The sequence below is a fragment of the Sphingobacterium spiritivorum ATCC 33861 genome (assembly GCF_000143765.1).
Lineage (GTDB): Bacteria > Bacteroidota > Bacteroidia > Sphingobacteriales > Sphingobacteriaceae > Sphingobacterium > Sphingobacterium spiritivorum.
Genome location: NZ_GL379770.1, coordinates 1,592,760 through 1,618,971, shown reverse-complemented (window position 1 = coordinate 1,618,971; position 26,212 = coordinate 1,592,760). Strand labels below are relative to the sequence as shown.

Here is a 26,212-nt window from a genome sequence, read left to right as displayed (position 1 = left end):
GGCTTTATTGTTTCTGATAAGATCATCCGTTAAGGGAAGATGCCTAATTGTTCGTATGCGGCACCGACTTTATTAATTGCGCATATAAAGGCTGCAGTACGCATATCCTCTACGCCTGCTGTATTTTTATATACTTCCCGGATTTCCTGATACGATCCGATCATGGTATCTTCAAGACCGGAGTAAATAAGATCTATTTCGTCCGGACCACGCAGAATGATTTTACGTTCCAGTTCTGACACTTTCTTACTGGTGAGCGATTCTATGATATTCACCAACTCTGCATACATATTTTCACTGAATCGTTTTTCAAGACGGCCGTATCTGACATGACTCAGATTTTTGAGCCATTCAAAATACGATACGGTTACACCGCCAGCATTCAGGTACATATCCGGAATGATCAACACACCTTTTTTATTCAGTATTTCATCAGCTTTGGGCGTTAGAGGTCCGTTGGCTGCTTCACCGATTATTTTTGCCTGGATACGGTCTGCATTTCCTTCATGGATAACAGATTCCAATGCTGCAGGAATAAGGATATCACAGGGTTGTTCTAATCCTTCGGCTCCGTTTTTAAAGTTTTGCGCACCTTCATAATTCAGAATAGAGCCTGTCGCTTTGCGATGCGCAAGCACCGCATCCACATCGAAACCTTCGGTGTTATATATTGCTCCTTCATACTCAATAAGCCCTACAATAAGTGCTCCCCCATCCTGAAAGAATTTGGCGGCATGGTATCCCACATTACCTAATCCCTGTACGATGACCCGTTTGCCGGCTATGCCCGTGCTGAGTCCGAGTTTTTCCATATCATCAGCAAAAGAACATGCCTCACGAACACCAAAGTATACTCCGAGCCCTGTTGCTTCTGTACGTCCTCTCACTCCACCCTGCGAAATAGGTTTTCCCGTCACACAGGCCTGCGCATTGATATCGTTAGGATTCAGCGAAGAGTAGGTATCCAGTATCCAGCTCATCTCTCTGGCTCCGGTTCCGTAATCCGGTGCAGGCACATCTATTCCGGGTCCGATAAAATTCTTTTTCACTAATTCTGAGGTGTATCGGCGGGTGATCTTTTCCAGTTCAAATTCGGTATATTTTCGGGAGTCAATCTTTATTCCTCCTTTTCCTCCTCCGAATGGAACATTGACAATCGCACATTTGTAAGTCATCAGTGCCGCTAAAGCCATTACTTCATCCTGATTGACTTCAATGCTAAAACGAATACCACCTTTACAAGGCAACTTGTGATGAGAGTGCTGAACACGATAAGCTTCAATTACTTCAATCTTGTCTCCGATCTTGACCGGAAACTTGACCTGTAAAATAGAATTACAGGCTTTGATTTGTTCCAATATTCCGGAAGAGAAGGGAGTGAATTTGGCTGCTTTATCAAAATTTTGACTAACACCTTTGAAAAAGCTGTAATTTTCTTTTGATGTGTGGGACATAAGATATTTGTTAGTTTACATTTAATTTATTTTTGGTAATCTATTGCTGCAGTAAGCAGTATTTGATGGATTAAAGTTAATATTTTTGCATCTCAATAATCCACTATCTGCGCTGAAAACCAGATTTTTACCATATTATCTTTGTTCTACTGATTTCTTTAAAAATCAATAAATAAAAGACCGGTTTCTGTAAAAAAACAATAGTTTTTCACTCGATTTTCCATCATCTTAAAAAGATAAAAAACGCTGAAATTGTTTGCTGCCAGCCGGATATTCTCTTTTTACAGCCTGCTTGCTTAAATTATAAAGATTTATTTTTCCGGCAAAGGCTTAGCTCATGATTAAAAAGCTGTTTTCACATAGCCTGGGACCTGCTCCATCCTGCCGGGAATGCGGAGCAATTCCTATAAAAAAAGAAACGGCAGTAAACCTGAGTTTACTACCGTTCAATGCCATAAATACCGACCTCACATCTTCCCCACTTTTATTTATTTACGGCATCAGCACATGATCAATTACATGTATAGTACCGTTTGATTGATTAACATCAGCTATGGTTACTTTGGCATCGTTACCTTTGCTGTCACGTACATACAGATCTTTCCCTTTTACCCAGAATGTGATTTTTTCACCCTGTACAGTTGCCACACTAGCCTTACCTCCACCAGCTTTCACCATATTCATAATGCTCTTTGCATCGTGCTTACCTGCAACAACATGATAGGTAAGAATAGTTGTCAGTTTTTCTTTGTTTTCCGGTTTAACCAAAGATTCTACAGTACCTGCAGGTAATTTGGCGAATGCTTCATTTGTAGGAGCGAATACCGTGAATGGTCCTTTTGAAGACAATGTCTCGACAAGACCGGCAGCTTTTACGGCTGCGACCAATGTGGTGTGGTCTTTGGAATTCACTGCATTTTCCACAATGTTTTTGGACGGATACATAGGAGCACCTCCTACCATTACTGTTTTTTCTTTTTGTTGTGCAGATACATTTGCTCCGCAAATCAGACTAAGTGAAAATAAACTCAGGACGATTAATTTTGATGTTGCTCTCATGATGTCTTGTTTTTGAAAATTGATTCTTTTTATTTGCTTTCTTTCTCTCATTTACGACATTGATAGCGGAGCGGATTTCATTTTTTATTATTTTTTTTGATCCGGTTCAAATTCCAGTGATATGGAGTTCATACAAAACCGTTTTCCGGTGGGTGGAGGCCCGTCATCGAAGATATGTCCCAGGTGCGAATTACAGCGTCCGCATAATACCTCTGTGCGTACCATATTGTAGCTATTATCTTGTTTATAAATAACACTATTCTTTTTGAGTGGCTCATAAAAGGATGGCCATCCGCAAGTAGAGGAAAATTTGGCTGTAGAACGAAATAAGGGATTGCCACATACGGCACAGTAGTAGGTTCCTTTGACATCATACTCATAGTATTTACCGGTAAAAGCGCGTTCTGTCTGCGCTTCCCTTGCTACGGCATATAAGTCCGGATCCAGAATCTTCTTCCATTCTGAATTTTTGATATTTAGCTTCTTTGTATCTGTGCGGGAGTAATACGGGTTTCGGCTAGCGGTCTGCTGTGCATTACTGTTGATGCCGATACAGACCAGGAGAATCGCCATCAGGATTATTCTCCTTGTTATGATCAGATAGTTTTTCATCTTTTTATGTTTGAATCTATTAGTAAGTACGATAAATGCAGGGTAATAGTTTGCAACAAAACGTAAAATATTGTTTACGTATACAAGAAAAGACCATGTCTGTACAGCATGATCTTTTCAAAATTTATTAATAGGTATCTTAAGCTATCCGGAAATGCTAAAAGCTGTAACCCAGACTCAATCTGAAGTTGGCAGGTGGCATAGCTCTCCAGCCGTAATGCTTATATCCCCAGGCTCCCGGATAAAAACCAACGTAATTATATCTGTTGGTCACATTATTGACCACAAGAGCGATATTATAGTTGTCTCTTTTATAAGACATACCGGCATCTATCGAGAAAAAATTATCAGGCAGATATTTCTCTTTTGTGACAGGCCATGCAGCACGTTTGGTCTGCAATTCAAATCCTGTAGAAATACCGAACCCTCTGAATCCACCGTCCTGAACCGTATATGTCAGCCAGCTATTCGCGATGTGGCGGGCTGTTCCATACAGCATCTGCCCTATTTTAGCCGCATCATTGTCCCTGGATATTTTTGCATCTGTATACGCATAGTTAAGCATGATATTCCATGACCGGTCTATCTTTCCGTTAATATCGACTTCTATTCCTTTGGATGTGGCTTCTCCCGATTGCTCTACAAGATTCGGTCTGTCTGGCCCTGCAGATGTAAGCACATTGGTCTTGGTCAGGTGATAAGCTGTCACGCCTGTCATCAGACTACCGCCAAACCATGTTTTCTTCAGGCCGGCTTCCTTGTTAATCCCTCTTGAAGGATCTGCCGGGTCTCCGTTTACCTGTGTTCCGACCTGTTCCTGAAAACTTTGATCGTAAAGCGCATATACTGTCAGGTCCGGCCTCAGAATACCGGTGATGCTGAAACGTGGCGTGAGCGCCTTATTATTGACGCGTTTACCATCAGAAGCTTTACTGATTTTGCTGGTAGTGGTATATCTTGCCCCTGCTCCCAATCTTAGTTTATCATTTAGCAGATGCATTTCTTCCTGAAAATGCACAGAGTAATAGGTATATTCTGTGAGGGTCGATGCGCCTCTCTCCCGTAAAGGTTTACTTCTGTCGTATGCCGGCAGATTACTTTTTGTCAGATTTCCGAATACAGGATTATAGATATTGAATTTACCGCCTACCAATCCCGGAACCTCTGACCAGTCGGCTACATAGAACTTACTTCCCATATCAAGACCTAACAATACATTATTCTGTACGGATCCGATATTAAATTTTCCTTTTGTAAAGACCTGCCCCACTGTAGAGGTATTCAAGGCATCATTTATACTCAATCCGCGATCTACCGAACCTGTACTGTCGATAGTATTGTATCGCGCATAAAGGGATTCACCTTCCATCGCTGAATTAATATAGCCAAACTTCGCTGTCAGCATCCAATTGTCGGATATCAGGTGATTGACTGTTCCGAAGATATTATGCTCTTTTACCACTGTGGGATCCAGAATAGGATCTCCAAAATTAAAGGAACGCGGCAATTCTTTGAAACCTTTGAGACCGTATGCATACTTGGCAAATCCGCCTGTAAAATTGTTCTGCGAATAGATGTATTCAAATGTCAGATCTGTTTTGTCAGAGGCAATATACCTGAATGAAGGATTGAGCACAAATTGTTCATTCGATACATTCATCATATGCGATCCTTTTTTAGTGCCCATAAGATTAAACCGTCCCAGGAATTTACCATCTTTGGATAATTTACTGTCTATATCGACCTGTGCACGATAAAGTCCGAAACTACCTAATGTAAGTTGTGCAGCATTTGCGCCATTTCCTTTAGGTGTTTTGGTGACCACATTATAAAATCCTCCGGGTTGTGTATTTCCCATCATAAATCCGGCCGGGCCTTTTACAAATTCAATACGTTCTACAAACGCCATATCTTCACGCAGAGGTCCGAAGCTCCCGCTTACATCCATTCCGTTTCTAAGGTTGGAGGCGGTATATCCCCTTACAGCGATGCCGACACTTCCCTCTTCCTGATGATAAATAGTCCGGGCTCCGCTAATATTTTTGGTAAAACCTTCTGCAGTAGAGAGTATAATCTGATCATAGATAAGCTGCTGATCTATAACGACAATATTTTGTGGTGTGACAAGCAGATTTTCCGATAAACGTAATGTATAAGAAGGTATTGATTTTCTGTTTATACTGATAGAAACAGAATCCAACTGACGGATCTGATGACCGATTACAAAATCCAGTCTTATACTTTTGCCTCCTTCGATCTTTATCTTCTTTTCTTCGGCAGTATCAAAATAGGTTGCTTTTATGGTGTAATGACCATCGCTCAGATTATCAAAATGATATTGACCTTCGGCATCCGAAATCGTGGTCTGGAAACCGTTATTTAATATAAGTACGACATCTGCCAGCGGATCTTGTTTTGAATTTGTTAGTTTTCCTTCTATGCGACCTGATTCCTGAGCCCATATGTCTGCCGGTCTAAGCAGAAACATAATAACAAACAGGAACAGGGCAGTTACAGTTGATTTAACTTGCATCTTTTTTCTTTATTTAGAATTAGTTTAATTAAGTTTGTGATAACAGCGCAAAAATAGACTTCCGATGTGATTGGTTGTTTTGCAGTTGGTATAAATACTTTTTAATTCAGGAGGACTTTAGCCGCCATGGAGAATCCGCGAACTCAGATCATACATTTCTTCGAAATAGATACACTTCCAACAACAGAATCACCTGTTCAAAACTATCAGACCAAAGTTTTGGACAATGATCTGGGACAATTCAGCACAGGTTACATATATGATTGCGAAGAGTTTGTTGTCAGGGATTACAATTTCAGTTATAAAAAGGATTACAAACATCATTTCATTACAAAAGGCAATTCTTATATCGAGATCAGTTTTTTATTTAATCCGATTGCTGTACAGGATACAATCAATACGAAACCGAACACTTATTTACCTTTCCATAGCTATGTTTATTACACTCCTCCTAAGTCTGCGGTTCAGATCGAGTTTAAAAAGGATGTAGCCTATCATAATCTTGATGTATATGTCTCCTTTTCCTTTTTTAATGAATGGGCCGATACCAATCCGGCCATAAAGGAGTTTGTCCGCACAATAAATGAAAACCAGTATGCTGTACTTTTTGACAGGGGTATTCCGCTGAATAAAGAAATCTTTTCATTACTTGACGAAATCCGTAATTGTGAACTGGAAGGAGTAAGCAGATTTTACTTTATCAAAAGCAAGATCCTGTATCTGTTAAGTATACTTTTTAAGCTTGGAGAATATGAGACTGTTGTTCCCGAAAGCGCAATCGTAATATGGAGAAAAGAGGAGATTCATATTTTACAAAAGGTGGAGGAATTTATAGTCCGCAATTCAGAACAGTTTTTTACAATTACGTTTTTATCCCGAAAATTTGCAATAAATGAATTCAAACTGAAAAAGGGATTCAAACAGCTGTATGGTAAAGGAATTTTTGAATATGCCAATTCCGTGCGGATGGAAAAAGCACGTCATCTTATCGAACAGCAGGATTATTCCCTTAAAGAAATTGCCTATCAGATCGGATATTCAACACCTTCTTCCTTTTCTGTGGCCTTTAAAAATGAATATGGCATGTCTCCTGCCCTTTTCAGAAAGCAAATTATGGCACTATCAGCGATGTAGTATTACTTTTTCATCTTATTGTTCAGAAATTCCCATTCCAGTAGATGTGAATTCTGATGTTCACGCAGCTGGATTTCATCCATTCTTTTTATAATATCCGGATGCTCTTTTGCCACATCAAGTTGTTCTGAAGGGTCTTCATTCAGATTAAATAACATCCATGGACTGTCCTTATCTTTTCTAACGTCAATACGCACAGCTTTCCATTGTCCCATCCGGACGGCTACCTGTCCACCTTTTTCAGGATATTCAAAATAGATATACTCCCGTTGTTGCTGCTTTTCTGTCTGCCCTGTAAGTGTGGGCAATAATGAAATGCCGTCAGTATTATTGGTTTTAGTATTGGCTAATTCGGCAAAAGTTGCCATCATATCGTACTGTACGGATATAAGATCACTTTGTGTTCCTGCTTTTATACTGCCCGGCCATCTGACAATAAACGGTTCTCGTATACCGCCTTCAAAAAGATCCATTTTATACCCCCGAAGATTGCTTAGGCTATTGAAATATTTAGTCTGAACTCCTCCGTTAAAAGTAGCTCCGTTATCACTGGAAAACATAATAATGGTATGTTCATCCAGACCAAGATCTTTGATCTTGTCCAATAAAAGCCCTACCTGCGCATCCAGATAGCTTATCATTGCGGCATAGGTAGACAGAGGGTATCGGGATGGATTATATCCTTGCTCCCCGTAGTATGGTTTTTCTTCTTTGAATTTCCCTATATATTTTTCTACCCATTCCTGAGGAGCCTGCAGGCCTACATGAGGGATGGTGTAGGGCAGATAAAGGAAAAAAGGTTTATCCTGATGCTGATCGATAAAAGCCAAAGCCTTTTTCGTCATCTTTTCAGGTGCGTAGTCAAGTCCTTCATATTTTTGAAAGTCAGCATCAGAAGCGGTCTGCGGATTGATTCGCGTATGCATATTCACTTCTTTATTCCGTAAGGTATCCCAGCTCCCGTTTTCCCACAGATGTGTCGGATAATAATTGTGAGCCTGCTTCTGATCCAGATATCCGTAAGCATAATCAAAGCCCTGCTTATTGGGATCACCGGTAGTATTTACCATTCCCAACCCCCATTTACCTATTATCCCGGTTGTATAACCGGCATTTTTTAGCATTAAGGGTATCGTAAAGGTTCCTTCCGGCAACGGCATCTGCCCGCCCTCTGTATCATCTGTAAATCCACCCATTTCATAATTACCCCTGATATAGGCATGTCCGCCATGCTTTCCGGTTAGCAACATTCCACGTGCGGGCGCACATACGGGTGAAGAAGTATAATGCTGTGTAAACTTCATTCCTTCAGCAGCCATCCGGTCCAGATGAGGGGTTTGTATAAGCTTTTGACCATAGGCTCCGATTTCGCCATAGCCCAGATCATCAGCATAGATATAAATAATATTAGGCTTTAGCTGTTGACCCTTAGCAATAAGACATGTTACAGATGCCAGCAGGTAAATGAATACCTTTAAGTAAGGCTGTGTCATAGTATAGTGCTCTATAAACGGGAGATTCCGGAAGTATTTCCGGAATCTTTTATTACGTATTATTATTTGCCTTTGACACCTGTAGTGCCACCACCCTTCAGCGTAAGTTCTACAGGCTGATTGGTCTTCCAGGCTCCTTTTGTAAAATCAGGTATATCTACAGAATTTGATCTGTTTTTGACCGACTTCTCGCTCAACGGTCCTATGACACTCCAAAGTGCCGCATCGTACACATCCTGATCCAATGCAAGTCCGTTTCTCAGGCAATCGATCAATCTCCAGTCCATCATAAAGTCCATACCGCCGTGCCCCCCGACTTTCTTAGCCATTTCTCCAACTTTCAGCACAATTTCGGGTGTATACTGCTGTTCCAGCTTCTTCATTTCGTCTGCAGAGATCCAGTCATGTCCAAAGGCAATCTTCCCCGGTTCAGGCCACTTTTGCGCGTATCCCTTTGTGCCGCTTATGGCATGAATACGGGAATACGGACGGGGACTTGAGACATCGTGTTGCAACATAATAGTCCTGCCCTTATGTGTACGGACAGTAGTGGTATTCATATTTCCTCTGAATTGCTTATTCGCAAACTGCTTATAAAAATCATCTTTGGCTGCCAATTCCTTAGCTCTGGCTGACATACTGAAATCATTGGTAGAGACAGAAGTCAGGTAATCCATCTGATCTCCTCTGTTGATATCCATGATCTGACATACCGGTCCCAGACCATGCGTAGGGTATAGATTTCCGTTGCGGAAGTTTTCCTTCAGACGCCACATATCATAATAGGAATTCTTATCAAAATTGCTGTCCAGCAGGTCATGAATATATGCACCTTCGCCATGTAATATCTCACCAAATACCCCTTGCCTTGCCATATTGAGTGTCATCAGTTCGAAAAAATCATAGCAACAATTTTCCAGCATCATACAATGCTTTTTTGTGGCTTCTGAAGTTTCGACCAGCTGCCAGCATTCTTCCACTGTTGTTGCAGCAGGAACTTCTATTGCGACATGCTTGCCTGCTTTCATCGCATATACAGCCATGGGTGTATGCAGATGCCAGGGTGTACAGATATATACAAGGTCTATATCCTTACGATCACAAAGTTTTTTCCATTCATCTTCCTTGTCAGCATATATATCGGGGACAGGACCTGATACGTTTTTAAGTGAGCGCTCTGCTATATTTCTGCGGATGTCACTGATGGCTTTTATTTCTACTCCATCGATATGGTTCATCCGGTATATCGCACCCGATCCGCGATTGCCCACACCTATAAAACCAACTCTTACTTTTTCAAGTTTTGGAGCCTTAAAACCACACATATTGAACGTTTTAAGTCCTGCCAGCTTATTAATTTCACTTGTTTCAGGTATAGAGGTATTGGCTTGCACCAACAGGCTGCTGCTGAGGACGCTTAGACTGGACAGTCCGGCGAGTTTGATAAAATCTCTTCGGTTAGAATTCATAAGGTTTATAATAATTAAAGATAGATTGAATCTATAAAGATAAGAGATAGATCTCAACCTTAATAAACCAAAATTAACCATATCTACAACTTATTTAGCCAATTACAAAATCCAACACCTTTAAATACTCAGGGAAACGAAACAAAAAATGTCAATTTTGTTGCTAAAATGGTTAAAATAAGTGCAATTCTTCCTCTTCCAAACCTTTAACTTTATGGATTCTACCCCTTATCAATTATGAATATAAAGAAATCTGTCCTGTTGTACCTGATGGTTTATGTTGTGCTGCATCTGCAAGCCCAAAACCTGAAGGAGTATAATCTGCAATCCGATCATCTTGCGACAAGATGGGATGAAGCCATTCCTCTCGGAAATGGTATTTTGGGAGCTTTGATCTGGCAAAAAGATAATACACTACGCTTATCTCTTGACCGTGCGGATCTCTGGGATGAACATAAAGCATTCGAATGGCAGCAGCATAATTTCAGATGGGTGCAAGAGCAGGTAAACAACAAGACTTACGAAGCGGTGCAGCAATGGGGGGATGCTCCGTATGATGTGTCGCCCTACCCCACCAAACTTCCGGCTGCAGCGCTGTCTTTTGATCTTTCCGTATTGGGTAAAGCAATTAGCAACATCCTGGATATCCGGCGTGCAGAAAATACAATCATATTTGATAACGGAAATACTTTCAGATGCTATATACATGCAACTGAACCAATCGGCTATTTTGAGATATGCGCAAAGCAGATAGACAAGCTGATTCCCCGATTGCTGCCACATCAGTATGAGGCAAAAGGAACCGGCACCACGAATGTCAGTGTAGTAGAAGGCCAGCATTTGGCAAGGCTGGGGTATAAACAGGGCATATTAAAGAATTCTGCACAGCGCCAGTTACTTCACCAGCCTACTTATGATAACAATTATTATGAAGTAGAGCTGGAATGGAGAAGATCGGGAAAGGATAAACTGATCGGTATGTGGACTGTAAGCAATAACCGGAAGGCAGATGTATCAGAAAAAATGAATAAAAAATCTGAACAAGCCTTACAAAACAGCCACCTTAGCTGGTGGAATAGGTACTGGAACAAGTCATCGGTGTCTCTTCCTGACACCTTACTCCAGCGACAGTATTATCTCGACATGTATAAGTTGGGGGCAGTGGCACGTAAAGGGGCACCGGCCATCACTTTACAGGCTGTATGGACAGCAGATAACGGAGGTCTCCCACCATGGAAAGGTGATTTTCACAATGACCTGAACACACAGCTCAGCTATTGGCCGGCTTATACCGGCAACCGGCTGGCTGAAGCTGCGACATACACGGACTGGCTTTGGCGTATCCGGGAAGCCAATGTGGATTATACTAAACATTATTTTGGAGTGGAAGGCCTTAATATTCCCGGCGTACTTACCTTAAATGGTCTGCCTATGGGCGGATGGATACAGTATTCTCTTTCCCCTACTGTAAGTGCGTGGACGGCTCAGCATTTTTACTGGCAGTGGAAATACAGCATGGATGATGTTTTCTTAAAAGAAAGAGCCTATCCCTATATTATTGCAGCAGCTACTTATCTGAAAAATATAACGGAACTACGGGAAGGGAAACGATATTTACCCTTAAGTTCCAGCCCGGAATACAATGATAACAGTATAAATGCCTGGTTTAAAGACTGGACCAATTTTGATCTGGGATTAGCACGTTTTCTGTTTGATGCAGCAGCAGAAGTCAGCACAGCCACCGGGCGTAAGACGGAGACGGCAGACTGGAAGAAAATAGCTTCCCAGCTACCCGATTATGCCACAGATGACAGCGGTATGTTAATGGCTCCCGGTGTACGCATGGAACATTCACACCGGCATATGTCTCCATATATGGCCATTTATCCGCTGGGAAGACTGGATATCAACAATCCTCCGGATGCTAAGGTCATCCTCAAATCGTTGAGACATCTCGAGAAACTGGGTACACGCGCATGGGTTGGTTACTCATTTACGTGGATGGCATGTCTTCATGCCCGGGCCAAAGAAGCAGATCAGGCTGTGAGCAATCTTCAAAAATTTGCTGGTAATTTTTGTTCAACAAATTCATTTCATCTCAACGGAGATCAGAAGGGAGGACAATATTCCGGATTCACATACAGACCTTTTACATTGGAAGGCAATTTCGCATTTGCACAAGGCATACACGAGCTGTTGCTTCAGAGCAAGTCCAGATATATAGAAGTCTTTCCGGCTGTTCCGCAATCGTGGACTGATGTTTCCTTTACCAATCTCCTTACCGAAGGAGGATTTGTAATCAGCGCAAGTAAGGAACATGGCCTATTGAAATCCGTAAAGATCAAAGCAAATCGTACAGGGGTATTACATTTAAGATCGGATGAAGCTTTAAAAACAAAAAATGGCAAATCTCTTGTAAAGGATCAGGATACCTATACTATTTCTCTAAAAGCCAATGAAGAATTAGAATTGACAGCTTCAGCATTGTAACACAGCTATGCGTTTACTAAAAGAGGCATTAAGCTGTCTGTTTCTGATTTTAATAATTTATTCTATATTTTTAGCGCATGAATCTCAAACCTATACTTTTATACCTACTGTGCATGATTTCCATAGCTGGATATGCACAACAAAAACCTAATATTATTTTTGTTCTGACAGATGATCTGGGCTATTCAGACTTAGGCTGTTACGGAAACCCGAGTATAGCGACTCCTTTTTTAGATAAAATGGCAGCTAAAGGAGTACGTGCTACAGATTATATGGTAACGAGTCCTTCCTGTACCCCTTCCCGCGCCTCTCTGCTGACGGGACGCTATGCCTCCCGATATAATCTGCCTGATCCTATAGGTCCGGGTGCCAAAAACGGCCTGCCGGCACAGGAAGTGACTATTGCAGAAATGTTAAAGGAAAAAGGTTATCGTACTGCTTTGATCGGCAAATGGCATCTGGGTGATCATGGAGAGTACCTGCCTAATAAGCAGGGCTTTGATTATTTCTATGGTATGCTCTACAGTCATGACTACAGAGATCCGTATGTCAAAACCGATACAACCATAAAAATATTCAGAAATCAGACTCCTGTTGTTACCCGGCCTGCAGACTCTGCACTTAGCCGGATTTATACAGAAGAAGTGAAACAATATATTAGCCAGCAAAAGAAGGGTGAACCTTTTTTCCTTTATTATGCTCATAATATGCCGCATCTTCCAGTCGCCTTTTCAGCTGAATCCGGGCGCATGAAAGACCTGCACTTTGCCGGTCCGTTAGGTGCAGTACTGGAAGATCTGGACAGACAGCTCGCTATTATGTGGGCCAGTCTGGAGGAACAGGGACTTGCGGACAACACGATTTTTATGTTTTCCAGTGATAACGGGCCCTGGATTGAATATCCTGTCCGTATGAGCGGCGATCATAAAACCAAAAACTGGCATGTTGGTACCGCCGGAGTATTTCGCGCATCAAAAGCACAAACCTACGAAGGAGGTGTACGTGTGCCCTTTATAACGTACTGGAAAGGCCATACTCCTGAAGGACTCACGCTCCGTAATGCGATCAGCAATGTCGATATACTGCCTACACTGGCGGAATGGACGGGAGCTTCGGTTCCGGCATCCCGAACATTAGATGGCCAATCTATCGCAGCTTTGCTGACTTCTAAATCTGAAAATATAACAGCAGATCACAGACCTATTTATCTGGTCAATCACGGTAAGGTAGAAGCTGTAAGAAAGGGAAGCTGGAAATACAGAGAGCTGCCTGCAGGTGTGAATAACAATTCCGGCAAACCCTACGAAGCCGCAAAAGAATTATTTAATATCTCCTACGACCCGAGTGAACGAACGAATGTCATTAGTGAATTTCCGGAAAAAGCACAAGAGCTAAAAGCACTGTTTGATGCCTTTGATGCCGGTCTGGACACCTACAGTACCACAAAGAAGTCACATAAATAAAAACTGAAGAAAAGAAAACATAAGCACCTTATTACAAATAAATTAAAATAAACTTACATCACCATTTATTCATGAGGAAATTATCTGTAGTCATCTACACTTTATTGCTATCCGTTCCATTGCCATTAGCTGCCCAAAAACCTGTTTACAAAGACGCATCCCAATCCGTTGAGATAAGAACCCGGGATTTGATTCAGCGCATGACCCTTGAAGAAAAAGTAGGCCAGTTGCTTTGTCCGCTTGGTTGGGAAATGTATGAACGAAAAGGAAATACAGTGACCGTATCACAAAAATTCAAGGATATCGTAGCTAACAAACATATCGGAATGTTGTGGGCAACCTTGAGAGCTGATCCCTGGACACAAAAGACAATTGCCAATGGTCTGAATCCTCAGTTGTCTGCAGAAGCTGCGAATGCCCTGCAAAAATATGTCATAGAAAATACACGTCTCGGCATCCCTGTCTTTCTTGCCGAAGAAGCTCCTCATGGTCATATGGCCATTGGTACGACTGTATTTCCGACAGGAATAGGTCAGGCTTCTACCTGGAATCCGGCCTTATTGCAAAAAATGTCTGCTACAGTAGCGAAAGAAGTAAGACAACAAGGTGCTCATATCAGTTATGGCCCTGTATTAGATCTTTCCCGTGATCCGCGCTGGTCACGCGTGGAAGAAAGCTATGGCGAAGATCCAGTACTGACCGGTACGCTGGCAGCAGCTATTGTTAGAGGATTAGGATCAGGTAACCTTTCTGATCCGTTTGCTACTATCCCTACACTAAAGCATTTTGTTGCTTATGGTATTCCAGAAGGCGGACATAACGGTAGTGCAGCCAGTGTAGGCGAACGTGAACTCCGGGAATATTTTCTTCCACCTTTTCAGTCAGCTGTAGCTGCAGGAGCCAAATCTGTAATGGCTGCCTACAATTCAGTAGATGGAATCCCCTGCTCTTCAAACAAATTTTTACTGACGGACATACTCCGTAAAGAATGGAGTTTTAACGGATTTACGGTTTCTGATCTGGGCAGTATCGAAGGTATAAAAGGAAGTCACCGTGTTGCTAAAGATCACAAGCAGGCTGCTATATTAGCTATAGAAGCCGGTCTTGATGCAGACCTCGGCGGCAATGCTTATGTAAGACTGATCGAGGCCGTGAAACAGGGGGAAGTGCAGGAAAACAGCATTGATCAGGCGGTCAGCAGAATACTGGCATTAAAATTTGAAATGGGCCTTTTTGAAAAACCATTTGTAGATGTCAAAACAGCAAAAAAAGAAGTTAAAACCGAATCTAATATTGCCTTATCAAGACAGGTTGCCCGAGAATCGATCGTATTGCTGGAGAATAAAAATAATATTCTTCCGCTACGCAAAGATGTTAAAATCGCTATCGTAGGCCCGAATGCTGACAATGTATACAATATGCTGGGTGATTATACTGCTCCGCAACCAGACGGAGCTGTAACTACTGTCCGTCAGGCTATATCTGCACGTCTTCCCAAGGCACAGGTATCGTATGTGAAAGGCTGTGCTATACGTGATACGACTAACAGTGATATCCCGGCTGCAGTGACTGCTGCCCGGCAATCAGATATCATTGTGGCTGTTGTAGGCGGTTCCAGTGCCCGTGATTTTAAGACTGAATATATCTCCACAGGTGCAGCTGTAGCTTCCGATAAAAGTGTAAGTGATATGGAAAGCGGCGAAGGATTTGACCGTTCTACGCTGGACCTTCTGGGCAGACAAATGGAATTGTTAAAAGCGCTAAAGCAGACAGGTAAACCGCTTGTTGTCATCTACATACAGGGCCGTCCCCTGAATATGAATTGGGCTGCTACACAGGCTGATGCTCTTTTGTGTGCCTGGTATCCCGGACAGGAAGGTGGTCATGCTATTGCCGATGTGCTTTTCGGAGATTATAATCCTGCAGGAAAAATGCCGCTCTCCGTTCCGAGAAGTGTGGGGCAAATACCGGTTCATTACAATCGAAAAAGTTCGTTGGATCATCGTTATGTAGAAGAAGCAGCAACCCCTCTTTATGCATTCGGATATGGCAAAAGCTATTCTGATTTTGAATATAAAGATCTGAAAATACAAAAAGAAAATACCGATTACCACGTGTCATTTACATTGACAAATACCGGAAAATATGATGGTGATGAAGTGCCTCAATTGTACATCCGTAATCAATATGCATCGGTATCCCAGCCTGTACAGCAACTCAAACATTTTGAACGTATACATCTTAAAACCGGAGAATCCAAAACGGTTTCCTTTGTCCTGACAGCCGGGGATTTTTCTGTTATCAATACACAGATGAAAAAAGTATTGGAACCGGGCAGCAGTTTTAAGATCCGTGTAGGTTCAGCATCTGATGATATAAGACTGCAGCAGGATCTGGAAATTTAATATTTTTTTAGAATGAATCATATGGATTTCCTCTCTAAAATTAGTGTGCAAGCCCTCAGAACCCATATTTTGACATGGATTTACTTTCAAATCCCGGTTTTGATCATTTACTTAATGACAATATCATGTCATTTTGTATGATTTTTTTTTCGATGTTTGCAATTCATTTAACGATGTTAAATAACTTGATATAGTTAAAAATGGGTAGCAAAGAACGTATTCAACGCCTCAAAGATGAAAACAGAAGTAAGATTCTGGATGCCTCTCTTCAGATTGTGAAGGAAGAGGGCTGGCATGCATTGAGTATGCGTAAGATAGCGGATATCATTGAATATACTGCTCCCATGATCTATGAATATTTTGCAAATAAAGAAGCCATACTTATTGAATTGGCCAATCAGGGATATATCATGCTGTCCGTACGCGTTAAAGAGGCGAAATTACAGGAATCAGAACTGGAGAAACAGTTAGAAGCAATGTGGTTTACGTATTGGAACTTTGCTTTCGAAGAGAAGGAATTGTACCAGCTTATGTTTGGTGTAGGTACCCAGTGCTGCGGATTTGAAAAGTCTTTCCTTTGTGTAGAATCACATGGAAAATTGATAAGTGATGTCATCCGCGAAATCATGAAAGATCAGCAACCTTCAGAAGAATTGATATGCCGGAAGTATTTTACTTTCTGGTCCGTTATTCACGGACTTATATCCATTAATCTGGTAAATCAGGGAAATGGGGATACCACAAATCAACAAGTATTACGGGATGCTATTTATGGTATTACCCGTTCGCTGAAAGATTAATTTTTTTTGCAGGCAACTAAAACGTTGTTAGGTAATTTAACAGTGTTAAATATTTGATTGATTTAATTAATATCATTGCATCCATTCTGTCACTTACTGGCAGTTTATTTTTACAATTTAATTAACAGCGTTAGCATATTTAATTATGTTAAACAGAACTAAAAGAACATAATTTAGCACCCATCATACAATCTTAATTTAATAATGAAAAAATCACTATTTACTAATCTTTTAGAGATCTATCGCCTATCATTTAACAGTGTTAAACCTTTTAATAGTGTTAAAATAGCTTTTTATCTTTCAGGAGCACTCCTGTATAGTTGCTCTACCGGAACGAGTAAACCAGCAGATGCAACTCCTCCTCCTGCCGCCTTACCTGTCATGACTATCCAGATGGCAGATGAAACTACCTATCAGGAATATCCGGCATCTATAGAGGCGTTGGCCAATGTCGAAATACGTCCTCAGATCGAAGGTATACTGGATCATATCTATGTGGATGAGGGACAAAAAGTAACAAAAGGTCAATTGCTGTTTAAGATCAATGACCGACCTTATCAGGAGCAGCTGAATCAGGCAAAAGCTAATCTTCAGGTTGCTCAGGCTTCTCTGGAAAATGCGGAGCTGGAAGTGGAGAAAAAGAACCGTCTGGTTAACAACAAAGTATTGACAGACTTTCAGCTGCAAACTGCTGTCAGTGCACGCAACGCAGCAAAAGCGAGTGTACAACAAGCTAAATCCGCTATAGAAGCAGCCAAAATAAACGTGGGTTACACACTTATCCGCGCATCTTCAGACGGATATATCGGACGACTTCAAAAGAAACAGGGAAGCCTGATTACGCCTATGGATGCACAGGCTTTAACAGGATTGTCAGATATAAGAGATCTGCATGTATACTTTTCTCTTAGTGAAAATGATTTTGTTCAGTTCAAGAATAATGCAAAAGGAAAATCCATAGAAGAGAAAATAAAGAACCTCCCCCCTGTCACTCTGGTACTTTCTGATCAGCAAAATTACGAACATACCGGAAAAATAGATATGGTAGACGGTCAATTCGATAAAAATACAGGTTCGATTACCCTCCGTGCGACTTTCCCTAATCCGGACGGATTGTTGAGAAGTGGGAATACAGGTCGTATCAGATTGAGTAAATCAATCGATCAGGCTTTATTGGTTCCTGCTGCAGCTACCCTTGAAATTCAGGATAAGATCTTTGTATATACGGTTGGCAAGGATAACAAAGTAATGCAACAACCTATTCAGGTACTGGGCAAAACCGGCACTAATTATCTGGTAAAAGATGGATTGAAAGAGGGTGACCGTATTGTAGTCAAAGGAATAGACATGCTACAGGAAGGACAGGTCATTGCTCCACAGACCGAAAAAGTTGATGACAACAAATAATATTTTGAAATACACAAAAGACTATGCTTAAAAAATTTATAGAAAGACCTGTACTGGCGACGGTAATCTCCATCCTGCTCGTAATCCTCGGCGTAATGGGAATGCTTCGCTTACCGCTTCAACAGTTTCCGGATATTGCTCCTCCGGCTGTACAGGTTATGGCGCTCTATCCGGGTGCTAATGCTGAGACTGTACTTCGTGCTGTAGCGCCTTCTCTTGAAGAATCCATCAACGGGGTGGAAAACATGAGCTATATGAGCTCCACGGCAAGTAATGATGGTTCACTGATGATCACCGTTTACTTTAAGTTAGGAACGGATCCTGACCAGGCAGCTGTGAATGTGCAGAACCGCGTGGCACAGGCCACCAGCCAGTTACCTAGTGAAGTTATACAAGCCGGTATTACTACAGCTAAGCAACAGAACAGTCTGATTATGGTGCTCGATCTTTATACAGAAGATGAGAGCCGATATGATCAGACCTTTCTGAATAACTATGCCCAGATCAATATTATTCCCGAATTAAAGCGTATATCCGGTGTGGGACAGGCTTTGATCTTCGGTGGCAGTAAAGATTATTCTATGCGTGTATGGCTGGATCCGAAACAAATGGCCAGTTATAAACTCACACCTTCGGAAGTCATGGCTGCCATACAGGACAAGAACGTAGAAGCTGCTCCCGGTAAATTTGGGGAAAGCAGCCGGGAATCATTTGAATTTGTCATCAAATACAAGGGTAAATTAAACCAACCTGCGGATTATGAAAATATTATTATCCGTTCCAATGCAGATGGCTCCATTCTGCGGCTCAAAGATGTAGCCCGTGTAGAGTTAGGAGCATATACGTACGGTAGTAATACCCGTATTAATGAAAAATCGGGTATCAATATCGGAATTATGCAACTGGCAGGTTCTAATGCCAATGAGATCCAGATCGCTATACAGCAATTAATGGAAAAGGCTGAAAAAGACTTTCCGAAAGGTGTAAAATACTTAGTACTTTACAACACTAAAGATGCGCTGGATCAATCCATCAGTCAGGTGCAGCATACCCTTATAGAGGCATTTTTACTGGTTTTTCTGGTCGTATTCCTTTTTCTTCAGGATTTCCGGTCTACCCTTATTCCGGCTATTGCCGTACCGGTAGCGATTATCGGGACATTCTTCTTTATGCAGCTCTTCGGTTTCTCGATCAATTTGCTGACTCTGTTTGCATTGATACTTGCTATCGGTATAGTAGTGGATGATGCTATTGTCGTGGTGGAAGCGGTACATGCAAAGATGGAACATACCCACCTTCCGCCAAAACTGGCTACTACTTCGGCCATGAGTGAGATCACGGGTGCGATTATTTCTATTACGCTGGTCATGTCTGCCGTATTCCTGCCTATCGGTTTTATGGAAGGATCTACAGGTGTATTTTACAGACAATTTGCTTTTACACTGGCCATCGCTATTGTTATTTCAGCGATCAATGCGCTGACACTGAGTCCTGCATTATGTGCATTATTTCTTAAAGCACCGCAGCACTCCGAACATCCGGCTCCCAAAGTATCCTTTAAAGAGAAATTCTTTGCCGGTTTCAACGTAGGTTTTGATCGGTTGACAAAAAACTATGTGGGGAGTCTCCGCTTTCTGGTCAAATACAAATGGGTAGGTCTTGCAGGATTAGCCATTGTAGTCCTGCTGACTGTACAGATGGTACGCAAAACGCCTACCGGATTTATTCCTTCAGAAGACCAGGGCTTTATTGCCATATCTCTTTCTATGCCTGCCGGAGCTTCATTAGACCGCACGAATCAGGCTTTAAGAGAAGCTGAAAAACAACTTCAACATGCGCCTTTTACACAGACCCTCAATGTGCTTTCCGGATTTAATATCCTGACGCAATCGACAAGTCCTTCGGCCGGGGTTGCCTTTATTCTGCTCAAACCGCATGATCAACGCGGAGATATCAAAGATATCAATGCCATCATGGGTGATGTCAATCAAAAACTGGCCGGAATTAAAGGTGCAAATTTCTTTGTGTTCACTTTTCCTACTGTTCCCGGATTCAGTAATGTAGACGGTCTGGATATGGTATTGCAGGATCGTACAGGAGGTGATCTTGGTAAATTCAGTACTGTAGGTCAGAAATTTATCGGAGAACTGATGCAACGTCCGGAGGTAATGATGGCATTTACCACATTCAGAGCAGACTATCCGCAGTACGAACTGGAAGTCGATGATGTGAAGGCTGAACAGCTAAGCGTAAGTACAAGAGATATTCTGCAGACGATGCAGTCGTACTTTGGTAGTGCACAGGCATCAGATTTCAACAGATTTGGAAAGTATTACCGTGTCATGCTCCAAGCTGATAAGACAGAACGTTCTGAGCCTTCGGCTATGGACGGTATTTATGTGAAGAATAAATTTGGAGAGATGGTTCCGATCAATACCCTCGTAAGGCTCAACCGTGTATACGGACCGGAGACAGCTTCCCGTTACAATCTGTTTAATTCTATCGGTATCAATGCGATTCCAAATCCGGGCTTCAGTTCAGGAGATGCTATCCGTGCCGTTGAAGAAGTCGCCGCTCAGCAGCTGCCGTCAGGATTTACCTATGAATTCTCGGGTATGACTAAAGAAGAGATCACCTCCGGAGGTCAGTCTACAGTGATCTTTATTCTGTGTCTGGTCTTCGTATATTTTCTGCTGGCCGCTCAATACGAAAGCTATATTATTCCTTTGGCAGTAATCCTTTCTATTCCTACCGGAATATTTGGCGTATTCGCAGCTATCGGCATGACTGGTATTTCAAATAATATCTATGTACAGGTTGCTCTTGTCATGCTGATCGGACTTCTGGCCAAGAATGCCATTCTGATTGTAGAATTTGCCATTCAAAGGCGTAGGACAGGTCTTTCTATCGCAGCATCTGCATTTGAAGCAGCGAAACTCCGTCTTCGTCCTATTATCATGACTTCATTAGCCTTTATTGTAGGTATGATTCCGATGATGGGTGCTACAGGACCTTCCGCACAGGGAAATCATTCCATCAGTATTGCTGCTGCAGGAGGTATGTTTTCCGGAGTAGTGCTTGGTCTATTTATCATACCTGTATTGTTTATTATTTTTCAGAGCCTGCAGGAAAAAGTATCAAAGCCAAACTTTAAAAAGAAAAACGGATCAGCAGTTACAGCTGTGACAGGACATGAGCTACAGATAGCCGATCCTTCTCAATCTTAACTGCCCAACTATTATATATCACTTATATGAACATAAAATTCTATAGCGTCACTATCTTTCTGATTACACTCATCCTGTCTGGATGTAAGACAGAGCGGTTAGCTACGCATGTACCGGTCACCCTTCCCGATAATTATCGGGATAGCGATGCGCTCAAGACAGATACAAATACCATCGGTTCCATTCCCTGGCGGGAATTTTTCAAAGATGCCATGCTGCAACAATTAATAGATTCGGCCATCCGGCAGAATATGGATATGCAACTTGCAGTAAAAAACATTGAAGCTTCCCGCCTGTTGTTAAGTCAGGCTAAAGCAGCAAATCTGCCGAATCTTCAATTGCGAGTCAATGCAACCAGTACAAATCCGTCCAACAACAGTATGAATGGGCTTAGCCTTAATCAGTTTCTGGGTGCGAATCATGTGGAAGATTATACAGCTGCCCTCTCCCTGTCATGGGAGGCTGATATCTGGGGCAAGATCAAAAATCAAAAAGCCGCAGCACTGGCCTCCTACCTTCAAACTGAAGAAGCCCGTAAAGTAGTGCAGACACAGCTGGTTTCTCAGGTTGCACAGGGATATTATCAATTGTTAATGCTCTATCAGTTGCAGGATATTGCGAAAAAAAATCTCCGTCTGAGTGATAGTACTTTACGTATTGTTCAATATCAGTATGAAGTCGGTGATATCAGTTCATTAGCTGTAGAACAGGTAGCGGCGCAGCGTCTGGCTGCTGCAGCTCTTATTCCGGATTTTGAACAGCAGGTACAGATTCAGGAAAATGCCATCAGCGTACTTAGTGGTCAGTTGCCACACGCTATTACAACTACAGCAACATTGAATACCATTACACTCCCTGAACATCTGCAGGTTGGTATTCCTGCTGCTATGTTGAGCCGCAGACCTGATGTAAAAAGTGCAGAGTTAGCGATAGCAGCAGCTCAGGCTAATCAGCAAACAGCAAAAGCAAGTATGTATCCCTCACTGGTGATCAGTGCAGATGCCGGAGTCAATGCATTCAAATCCAGCAATTGGTTTAATCTGCCGGCTTCTCTTTTTGGAGTAGTGGCAGGCAGTATTACACAGCCCATATTGCAACGCAAACAATTACGTACACAATATGAAGTATCCCGTGTCGAACAGGAAAAAAGTGTAATCAGATTTAAGCAATCTGTTATTACGGCTGTAGGAGAAGTATCAGATGCCATGATCTCCATACGTAAGCTCAAAGAAAAGGAAGTAATTGCTTCTGACCGAACCAACAGATTAAGAAATGCCATCGGACATGCTGATCTTCTGTTTGAAACGGGTATGGCAACCTACCTGGAAGTCATTACTGCTCAAAGTAACGTATTACAGAGTGAACTGGAACTTGCTCAGCTCAAAAAAGCTGAACTGGCAGCTATAGTAGATCTTTACAGAGCATTAGGAGGCGGATGGACTGCTGAATAAGGCATCTATTATATAGCAAAGTCCCCAAAATATTTTGGGGACTTTGTTTTTATATCGGTAATAAGCATACTATAGATTACAGTGTATATTTATGTTTTTAACTCACCGGGAGATATCCCGTAGTACTTTTTAAATGCACTGCTGAAGTTATTCTGATGCCCAAATCCTGTAAGCAGCGCAACTTCATATACGGTCATTTGTTTAGCGAGCAGTAAAATTCTCGCTTTTTCCATACGTACACGTGTGAGATAGTCGTGTATGGTGACCGAAAAATATTCTTTAAAATCCTTACGCAGCTTACTTTCACTCATCATCACTTCAGAAGCCAGCTCCTTTTGTGTCGGTGGATTTGCAATACGTTGTTCCAGTATCTGGCGAGCCATTTCCAGACGATATATATCATCTTCATTAAAGAGCTCATTATTCGGCGTTCCCTGCTCGTTGTATTGTTCAAACTGATACATCAGCAATTCCACAATCCGGGATTCGGTATGCAGTCTCCGGATTTCTCCCGTCTTTTTGGATGTGAGAAGTTCATCAATAGTATGCTGCATCTCATAAGTAGCCATCAGATCTTCCTCCGCAAAAGAAGTATAATGTCCCTTTTCTATATTCTTGACAAAATCTCTGTGAAGTAACGAATCCCGTTTTATCAGATTGAGATAATATTCTTTAGATATTACCGCAATAAAGTAACTGTAATCCACTCCTGTCTTGACCTCATGACTGGACTTGACGGTAGGGATATAACGGATATTGTGTCTGCTCATACCGTACTGGGACTTACTGTCGATAGATTTGTAGAAAATAAACTGACTGGTAATCACCTCTCCTTCTACTTCCGTATAAATATGCACCGGCTGATCAAATCGCATATTGGTGTGTAAAATAAAGAGGCCGCTCGTGGATAACTGAAAATTGGTCATCGTAATCGGATCCCGTTTGATTTCTACCCGCTTCTCGACCAACGGTTTATCCGGAATATACAGATCAGGAATTTCTTCTATAAAAAGCCATTCATCTAATTCTTCTATTTTACTTTTGATCAACATACAGATGAAACAGGATTACGTTAGGGCTAAAGATACAGGATTTTTTCAGGAAACGTTAGTTATTTAAAATCTTTCTAAATAGAATGTCAAATAAAAAATTTCAGGTTTATGCCTGTCTGCTCATCTGTAACAAAGGCCGGTAATGTGTCTTACGGTCTTCTCCTGTGCGTTGCTCTACAATACCCGCTTTTACTAATAATTTTAAGGTCTGGTATATACAGCTGATACTGACATGACGTTGCAGGCTGATCCACAGATCTACAGCATCAATCCAGTCACGATGCAACAAGATATTTTCCAAAATATACTGTCTTTTCTTCGAGTGTTGTAGCTGCTGTTCTGCATAATAGGATTCCAACATTTGCTGTACTTTTACCGGAGTGGAAGATGATAGATTGCTCATAAGGAATTGTTTTATAGATTGGTATCGGTTTTTACTCAAGTATTTAATATAGAAGACCATTCCGGCGAATTATCTGCCGGAATTACACTTTTATCTACCTGCACGGAAATCATAATATGCTGATGGCTGTCACATATGTCGATGGAAATCAGTTCCGCATCATCTGCTACTTTACTTAGCCATATATGAGATGACTGTATGTTGTCTATGGTGAGAACAAGTTTTTTATCCAGTATCATATATCGTCCGCCCTGATCTACCAGATTTTGAATACAGCCGCTGTACTGTTGACGACAGCCGTTATTGCGGATGAAAAATGAAACCGGTAACTGTTCTGCGGCACATCTGGCCAGTATCCTTTTGAAGAAAGTGAAATCCTTTTTAGTGATACGATCATACGAAACGGTCTCCTGTTTATTCAACAGTCGTTGACACGATTTCTCTGCAGCTGTGAGTGTCTGTTCGGCAGCTTTATACGAACCCAGCAAGTGCATAAATGCATGCTGAAAGTCCGAACCATCTCCCAATGTCACCATAAAGACTAAATTATCGTTTTCATCATAAAACCTGAGGCTTTTCTCCCATTGATGAGCTACAGCAAGAACCGTTTTGCATTTTGCCAGTTCGATCTGTATCTCAGACGTATTATCCCGAAATATAAAATATCCTTCCTCCAGCTCCGGTTCCTCCAGTATACAACGAATGTCCATCTGTACAATCCCGGTTCCTACGGATGAATTGATAATACCCAATCCGACCAAACCTTTGAGTAATCCTGCATAATCTTTGTTTAGAACAGCTACCTGATTGGGGTATGCAATAAAGAGCAAATCGATTTCAGAAATTTCGAGTTGTTTAGCCAGCACTGATAGAGAAGCATTGGGATGCAGGTCATGAAGCTGCAAATAACGTTCTCTCAAATCTTCTTCCGTCTTGCTCGCCGGCAGTTTACTATTGAAATGAGCAGCATCCATTTCGATTTCTTCCATTCTTATCAACGGTTTCAGGGTTTTGGGATGTATGTGTACATCTGCTTCTACCGAAAATACTGTATACAAACTTTGCTTATCCAGTACTTCTATTGCTGTACCATCAAACCATTTTCTACCGTTTTTGAGCATAATAATTCGATCGGCATATATACTGGCCAGATTCACATCGTGAAGTACCACCACTACCATAAATCCCTTTCTTGACAAAGCCTTTGCAATGGCCAGCACCTGCTGCTGATAACGCAGATCTAACGCAGAAACAGGTTCGTCCAATAGTAAAAGACTATCCGGATTATCCCAAAGCTGAGCCAGTACACGGGCCAGTTGTACACGCTGCTGCTCCCCTCCGGAAAGACTCAGGTAAGAACGGTCCGCAAACAGTTCTACTCCACAAATCTTCAGGACTTCATTTACAATATCCAGATCATGTGCAGCAGGACTGGATTTAAAATGCGGGTATCTTCCCATGATCACAATATCTTTCACTTTAAATGCCATACTTATGGCATTTTGCTGAGAAAGCATCGCTCTTCGTTTAGCCAGTTCTGTCACATGGTAACTACTCAACGACTTACCATACAGATGTATACTGCCCTCTGTAGCTTCCAGATCACCACTAAGCAGACGCATTAATGTAGATTTGCCGGCCCCGTTAGCGCCAAGCAACGCTAAGACTTCACCTTCTCTCAATTGAAAGGAGACGTCTTTGAGCAGTTTTCTACCTTTTATTTCATAAGTAAGTTTTTCGACACGCAACATGCTCTATAC

Annotated in this window: 17 protein-coding genes; 8 read left to right on the top strand and 9 right to left on the bottom strand. The window is 41.8% G+C overall.

Features of this window, described 5'->3' with window-relative positions:
* Nucleotides 1-29: 29 nt before the first annotated feature.
* The 4 genes from HMPREF0766_RS07085 to HMPREF0766_RS07070 form a co-directional block, all read right to left on the bottom strand.
* Nucleotides 30-1,454, bottom strand: coding sequence for a Glu/Leu/Phe/Val family dehydrogenase (locus tag HMPREF0766_RS07085; RefSeq protein ID WP_002994994.1), 1,425 nt, complete (start codon nucleotides 1,452-1,454; stop codon nucleotides 30-32).
* Nucleotides 1,455-1,946: 492 nt separating this feature from the next.
* On the bottom strand, nucleotides 1,947-2,513 hold the full coding sequence (locus HMPREF0766_RS07080; RefSeq protein WP_037459671.1) for a fasciclin domain-containing protein: 567 nt from the start codon (nucleotides 2,511-2,513) through the stop codon (nucleotides 1,947-1,949).
* Between the two features lie 87 nt (nucleotides 2,514-2,600).
* Complete coding sequence (msrB, locus tag HMPREF0766_RS07075; RefSeq protein ID WP_002994985.1) at nucleotides 2,601-3,125, bottom strand: peptide-methionine (R)-S-oxide reductase MsrB; 525 nt, start codon at nucleotides 3,123-3,125, stop codon at nucleotides 2,601-2,603.
* Between the two features lie 157 nt (nucleotides 3,126-3,282).
* A complete protein-coding gene (locus HMPREF0766_RS07070; RefSeq protein ID WP_002994982.1) occupies nucleotides 3,283-5,658 on the bottom strand; it encodes a TonB-dependent receptor in 2,376 nt (791 codons plus the stop codon).
* Between the two features lie 126 nt (nucleotides 5,659-5,784).
* Between HMPREF0766_RS07070 and HMPREF0766_RS07065 the strand changes: the two genes are divergently transcribed.
* Nucleotides 5,785-6,792, top strand: coding sequence for a helix-turn-helix domain-containing protein (locus HMPREF0766_RS07065; RefSeq protein ID WP_002994980.1), 1,008 nt, complete (start codon nucleotides 5,785-5,787; stop codon nucleotides 6,790-6,792).
* 2 nt (nucleotides 6,793-6,794) lie between these two features.
* Here HMPREF0766_RS07065 and HMPREF0766_RS07060 read toward each other — a convergent pair whose 3' ends face one another.
* Together HMPREF0766_RS07060 and HMPREF0766_RS07055 are read right to left on the bottom strand one after the other, a co-directional pair.
* Nucleotides 6,795-8,285 (bottom strand): arylsulfatase, encoded by a 1,491-nt coding sequence (locus HMPREF0766_RS07060; RefSeq protein WP_002994977.1) that lies wholly within the window; start codon nucleotides 8,283-8,285, stop codon nucleotides 6,795-6,797.
* A gap of 62 nt (nucleotides 8,286-8,347) precedes the next feature.
* Nucleotides 8,348-9,754: a Gfo/Idh/MocA family protein gene (locus tag HMPREF0766_RS07055; RefSeq protein ID WP_002994975.1), complete on the bottom strand. Its 1,407-nt coding sequence runs from the start codon at nucleotides 9,752-9,754 to the stop codon at nucleotides 8,348-8,350.
* Between the two features lie 237 nt (nucleotides 9,755-9,991).
* Here HMPREF0766_RS07055 and HMPREF0766_RS07050 point away from each other — a divergent pair, with 237 nt between their 5' ends.
* The 7 genes from HMPREF0766_RS07050 to HMPREF0766_RS07020 all read left to right on the top strand — a co-directional run bounded on the left by HMPREF0766_RS07050 (nucleotide 9,992) and on the right by HMPREF0766_RS07020 (nucleotide 22,997).
* A complete protein-coding gene (locus HMPREF0766_RS07050; RefSeq protein WP_002994973.1) occupies nucleotides 9,992-12,244 on the top strand; it encodes a glycosyl hydrolase family 95 catalytic domain-containing protein in 2,253 nt (750 codons plus the stop codon).
* Nucleotides 12,245-12,357: 113 nt separating this feature from the next.
* Nucleotides 12,358-13,707, top strand: coding sequence for a sulfatase-like hydrolase/transferase (locus tag HMPREF0766_RS07045; RefSeq protein ID WP_002994968.1), 1,350 nt, complete (start codon nucleotides 12,358-12,360; stop codon nucleotides 13,705-13,707).
* Nucleotides 13,708-13,778: 71 nt separating this feature from the next.
* Nucleotides 13,779-16,112, top strand: coding sequence for a glycoside hydrolase family 3 N-terminal domain-containing protein (locus HMPREF0766_RS07040; RefSeq protein WP_002994965.1), 2,334 nt, complete (start codon nucleotides 13,779-13,781; stop codon nucleotides 16,110-16,112).
* A gap of 200 nt (nucleotides 16,113-16,312) precedes the next feature.
* Entirely contained in the window at nucleotides 16,313-16,912 is a 600-nt protein-coding gene (locus tag HMPREF0766_RS07035) for a TetR/AcrR family transcriptional regulator (protein ID WP_002994963.1), read from the top strand.
* A 204-nt stretch (nucleotides 16,913-17,116) separates the two neighbouring features.
* Nucleotides 17,117-18,319: an efflux RND transporter periplasmic adaptor subunit gene (locus HMPREF0766_RS07030; protein ID WP_002994959.1), complete on the top strand. Its 1,203-nt coding sequence runs from the start codon at nucleotides 17,117-17,119 to the stop codon at nucleotides 18,317-18,319.
* Between the two features lie 23 nt (nucleotides 18,320-18,342).
* Nucleotides 18,343-21,546 (top strand): efflux RND transporter permease subunit, encoded by a 3,204-nt coding sequence (locus HMPREF0766_RS07025; protein WP_002994956.1) that lies wholly within the window; start codon nucleotides 18,343-18,345, stop codon nucleotides 21,544-21,546.
* Between the two features lie 26 nt (nucleotides 21,547-21,572).
* Nucleotides 21,573-22,997, top strand: a complete 1,425-nt coding sequence (locus HMPREF0766_RS07020; protein WP_002994954.1) for an efflux transporter outer membrane subunit — start codon at nucleotides 21,573-21,575, stop codon at nucleotides 22,995-22,997.
* 89 nt (nucleotides 22,998-23,086) lie between these two features.
* On the opposite strand, the gene HMPREF0766_RS07015 is transcribed toward HMPREF0766_RS07020, so the two are convergent.
* From HMPREF0766_RS07015 to HMPREF0766_RS07005, 3 genes are all read right to left on the bottom strand, one after another.
* Entirely contained in the window at nucleotides 23,087-24,049 is a 963-nt protein-coding gene (locus HMPREF0766_RS07015; RefSeq protein WP_002994950.1) for a helix-turn-helix transcriptional regulator, read from the bottom strand.
* A gap of 106 nt (nucleotides 24,050-24,155) precedes the next feature.
* Nucleotides 24,156-24,452 carry a transcriptional repressor gene (locus tag HMPREF0766_RS07010; protein ID WP_003005880.1) on the bottom strand — a complete coding sequence of 99 codons (297 nt, stop codon included), beginning with the start codon at nucleotides 24,450-24,452 and terminating at the stop codon, nucleotides 24,156-24,158.
* Nucleotides 24,453-24,487: 35 nt separating this feature from the next.
* Nucleotides 24,488-26,203, bottom strand: a complete 1,716-nt coding sequence (locus HMPREF0766_RS07005) for a heme ABC transporter ATP-binding protein (RefSeq protein WP_002994946.1) — start codon at nucleotides 26,201-26,203, stop codon at nucleotides 24,488-24,490.
* Nucleotides 26,204-26,212 lie beyond the last annotated feature (9 nt).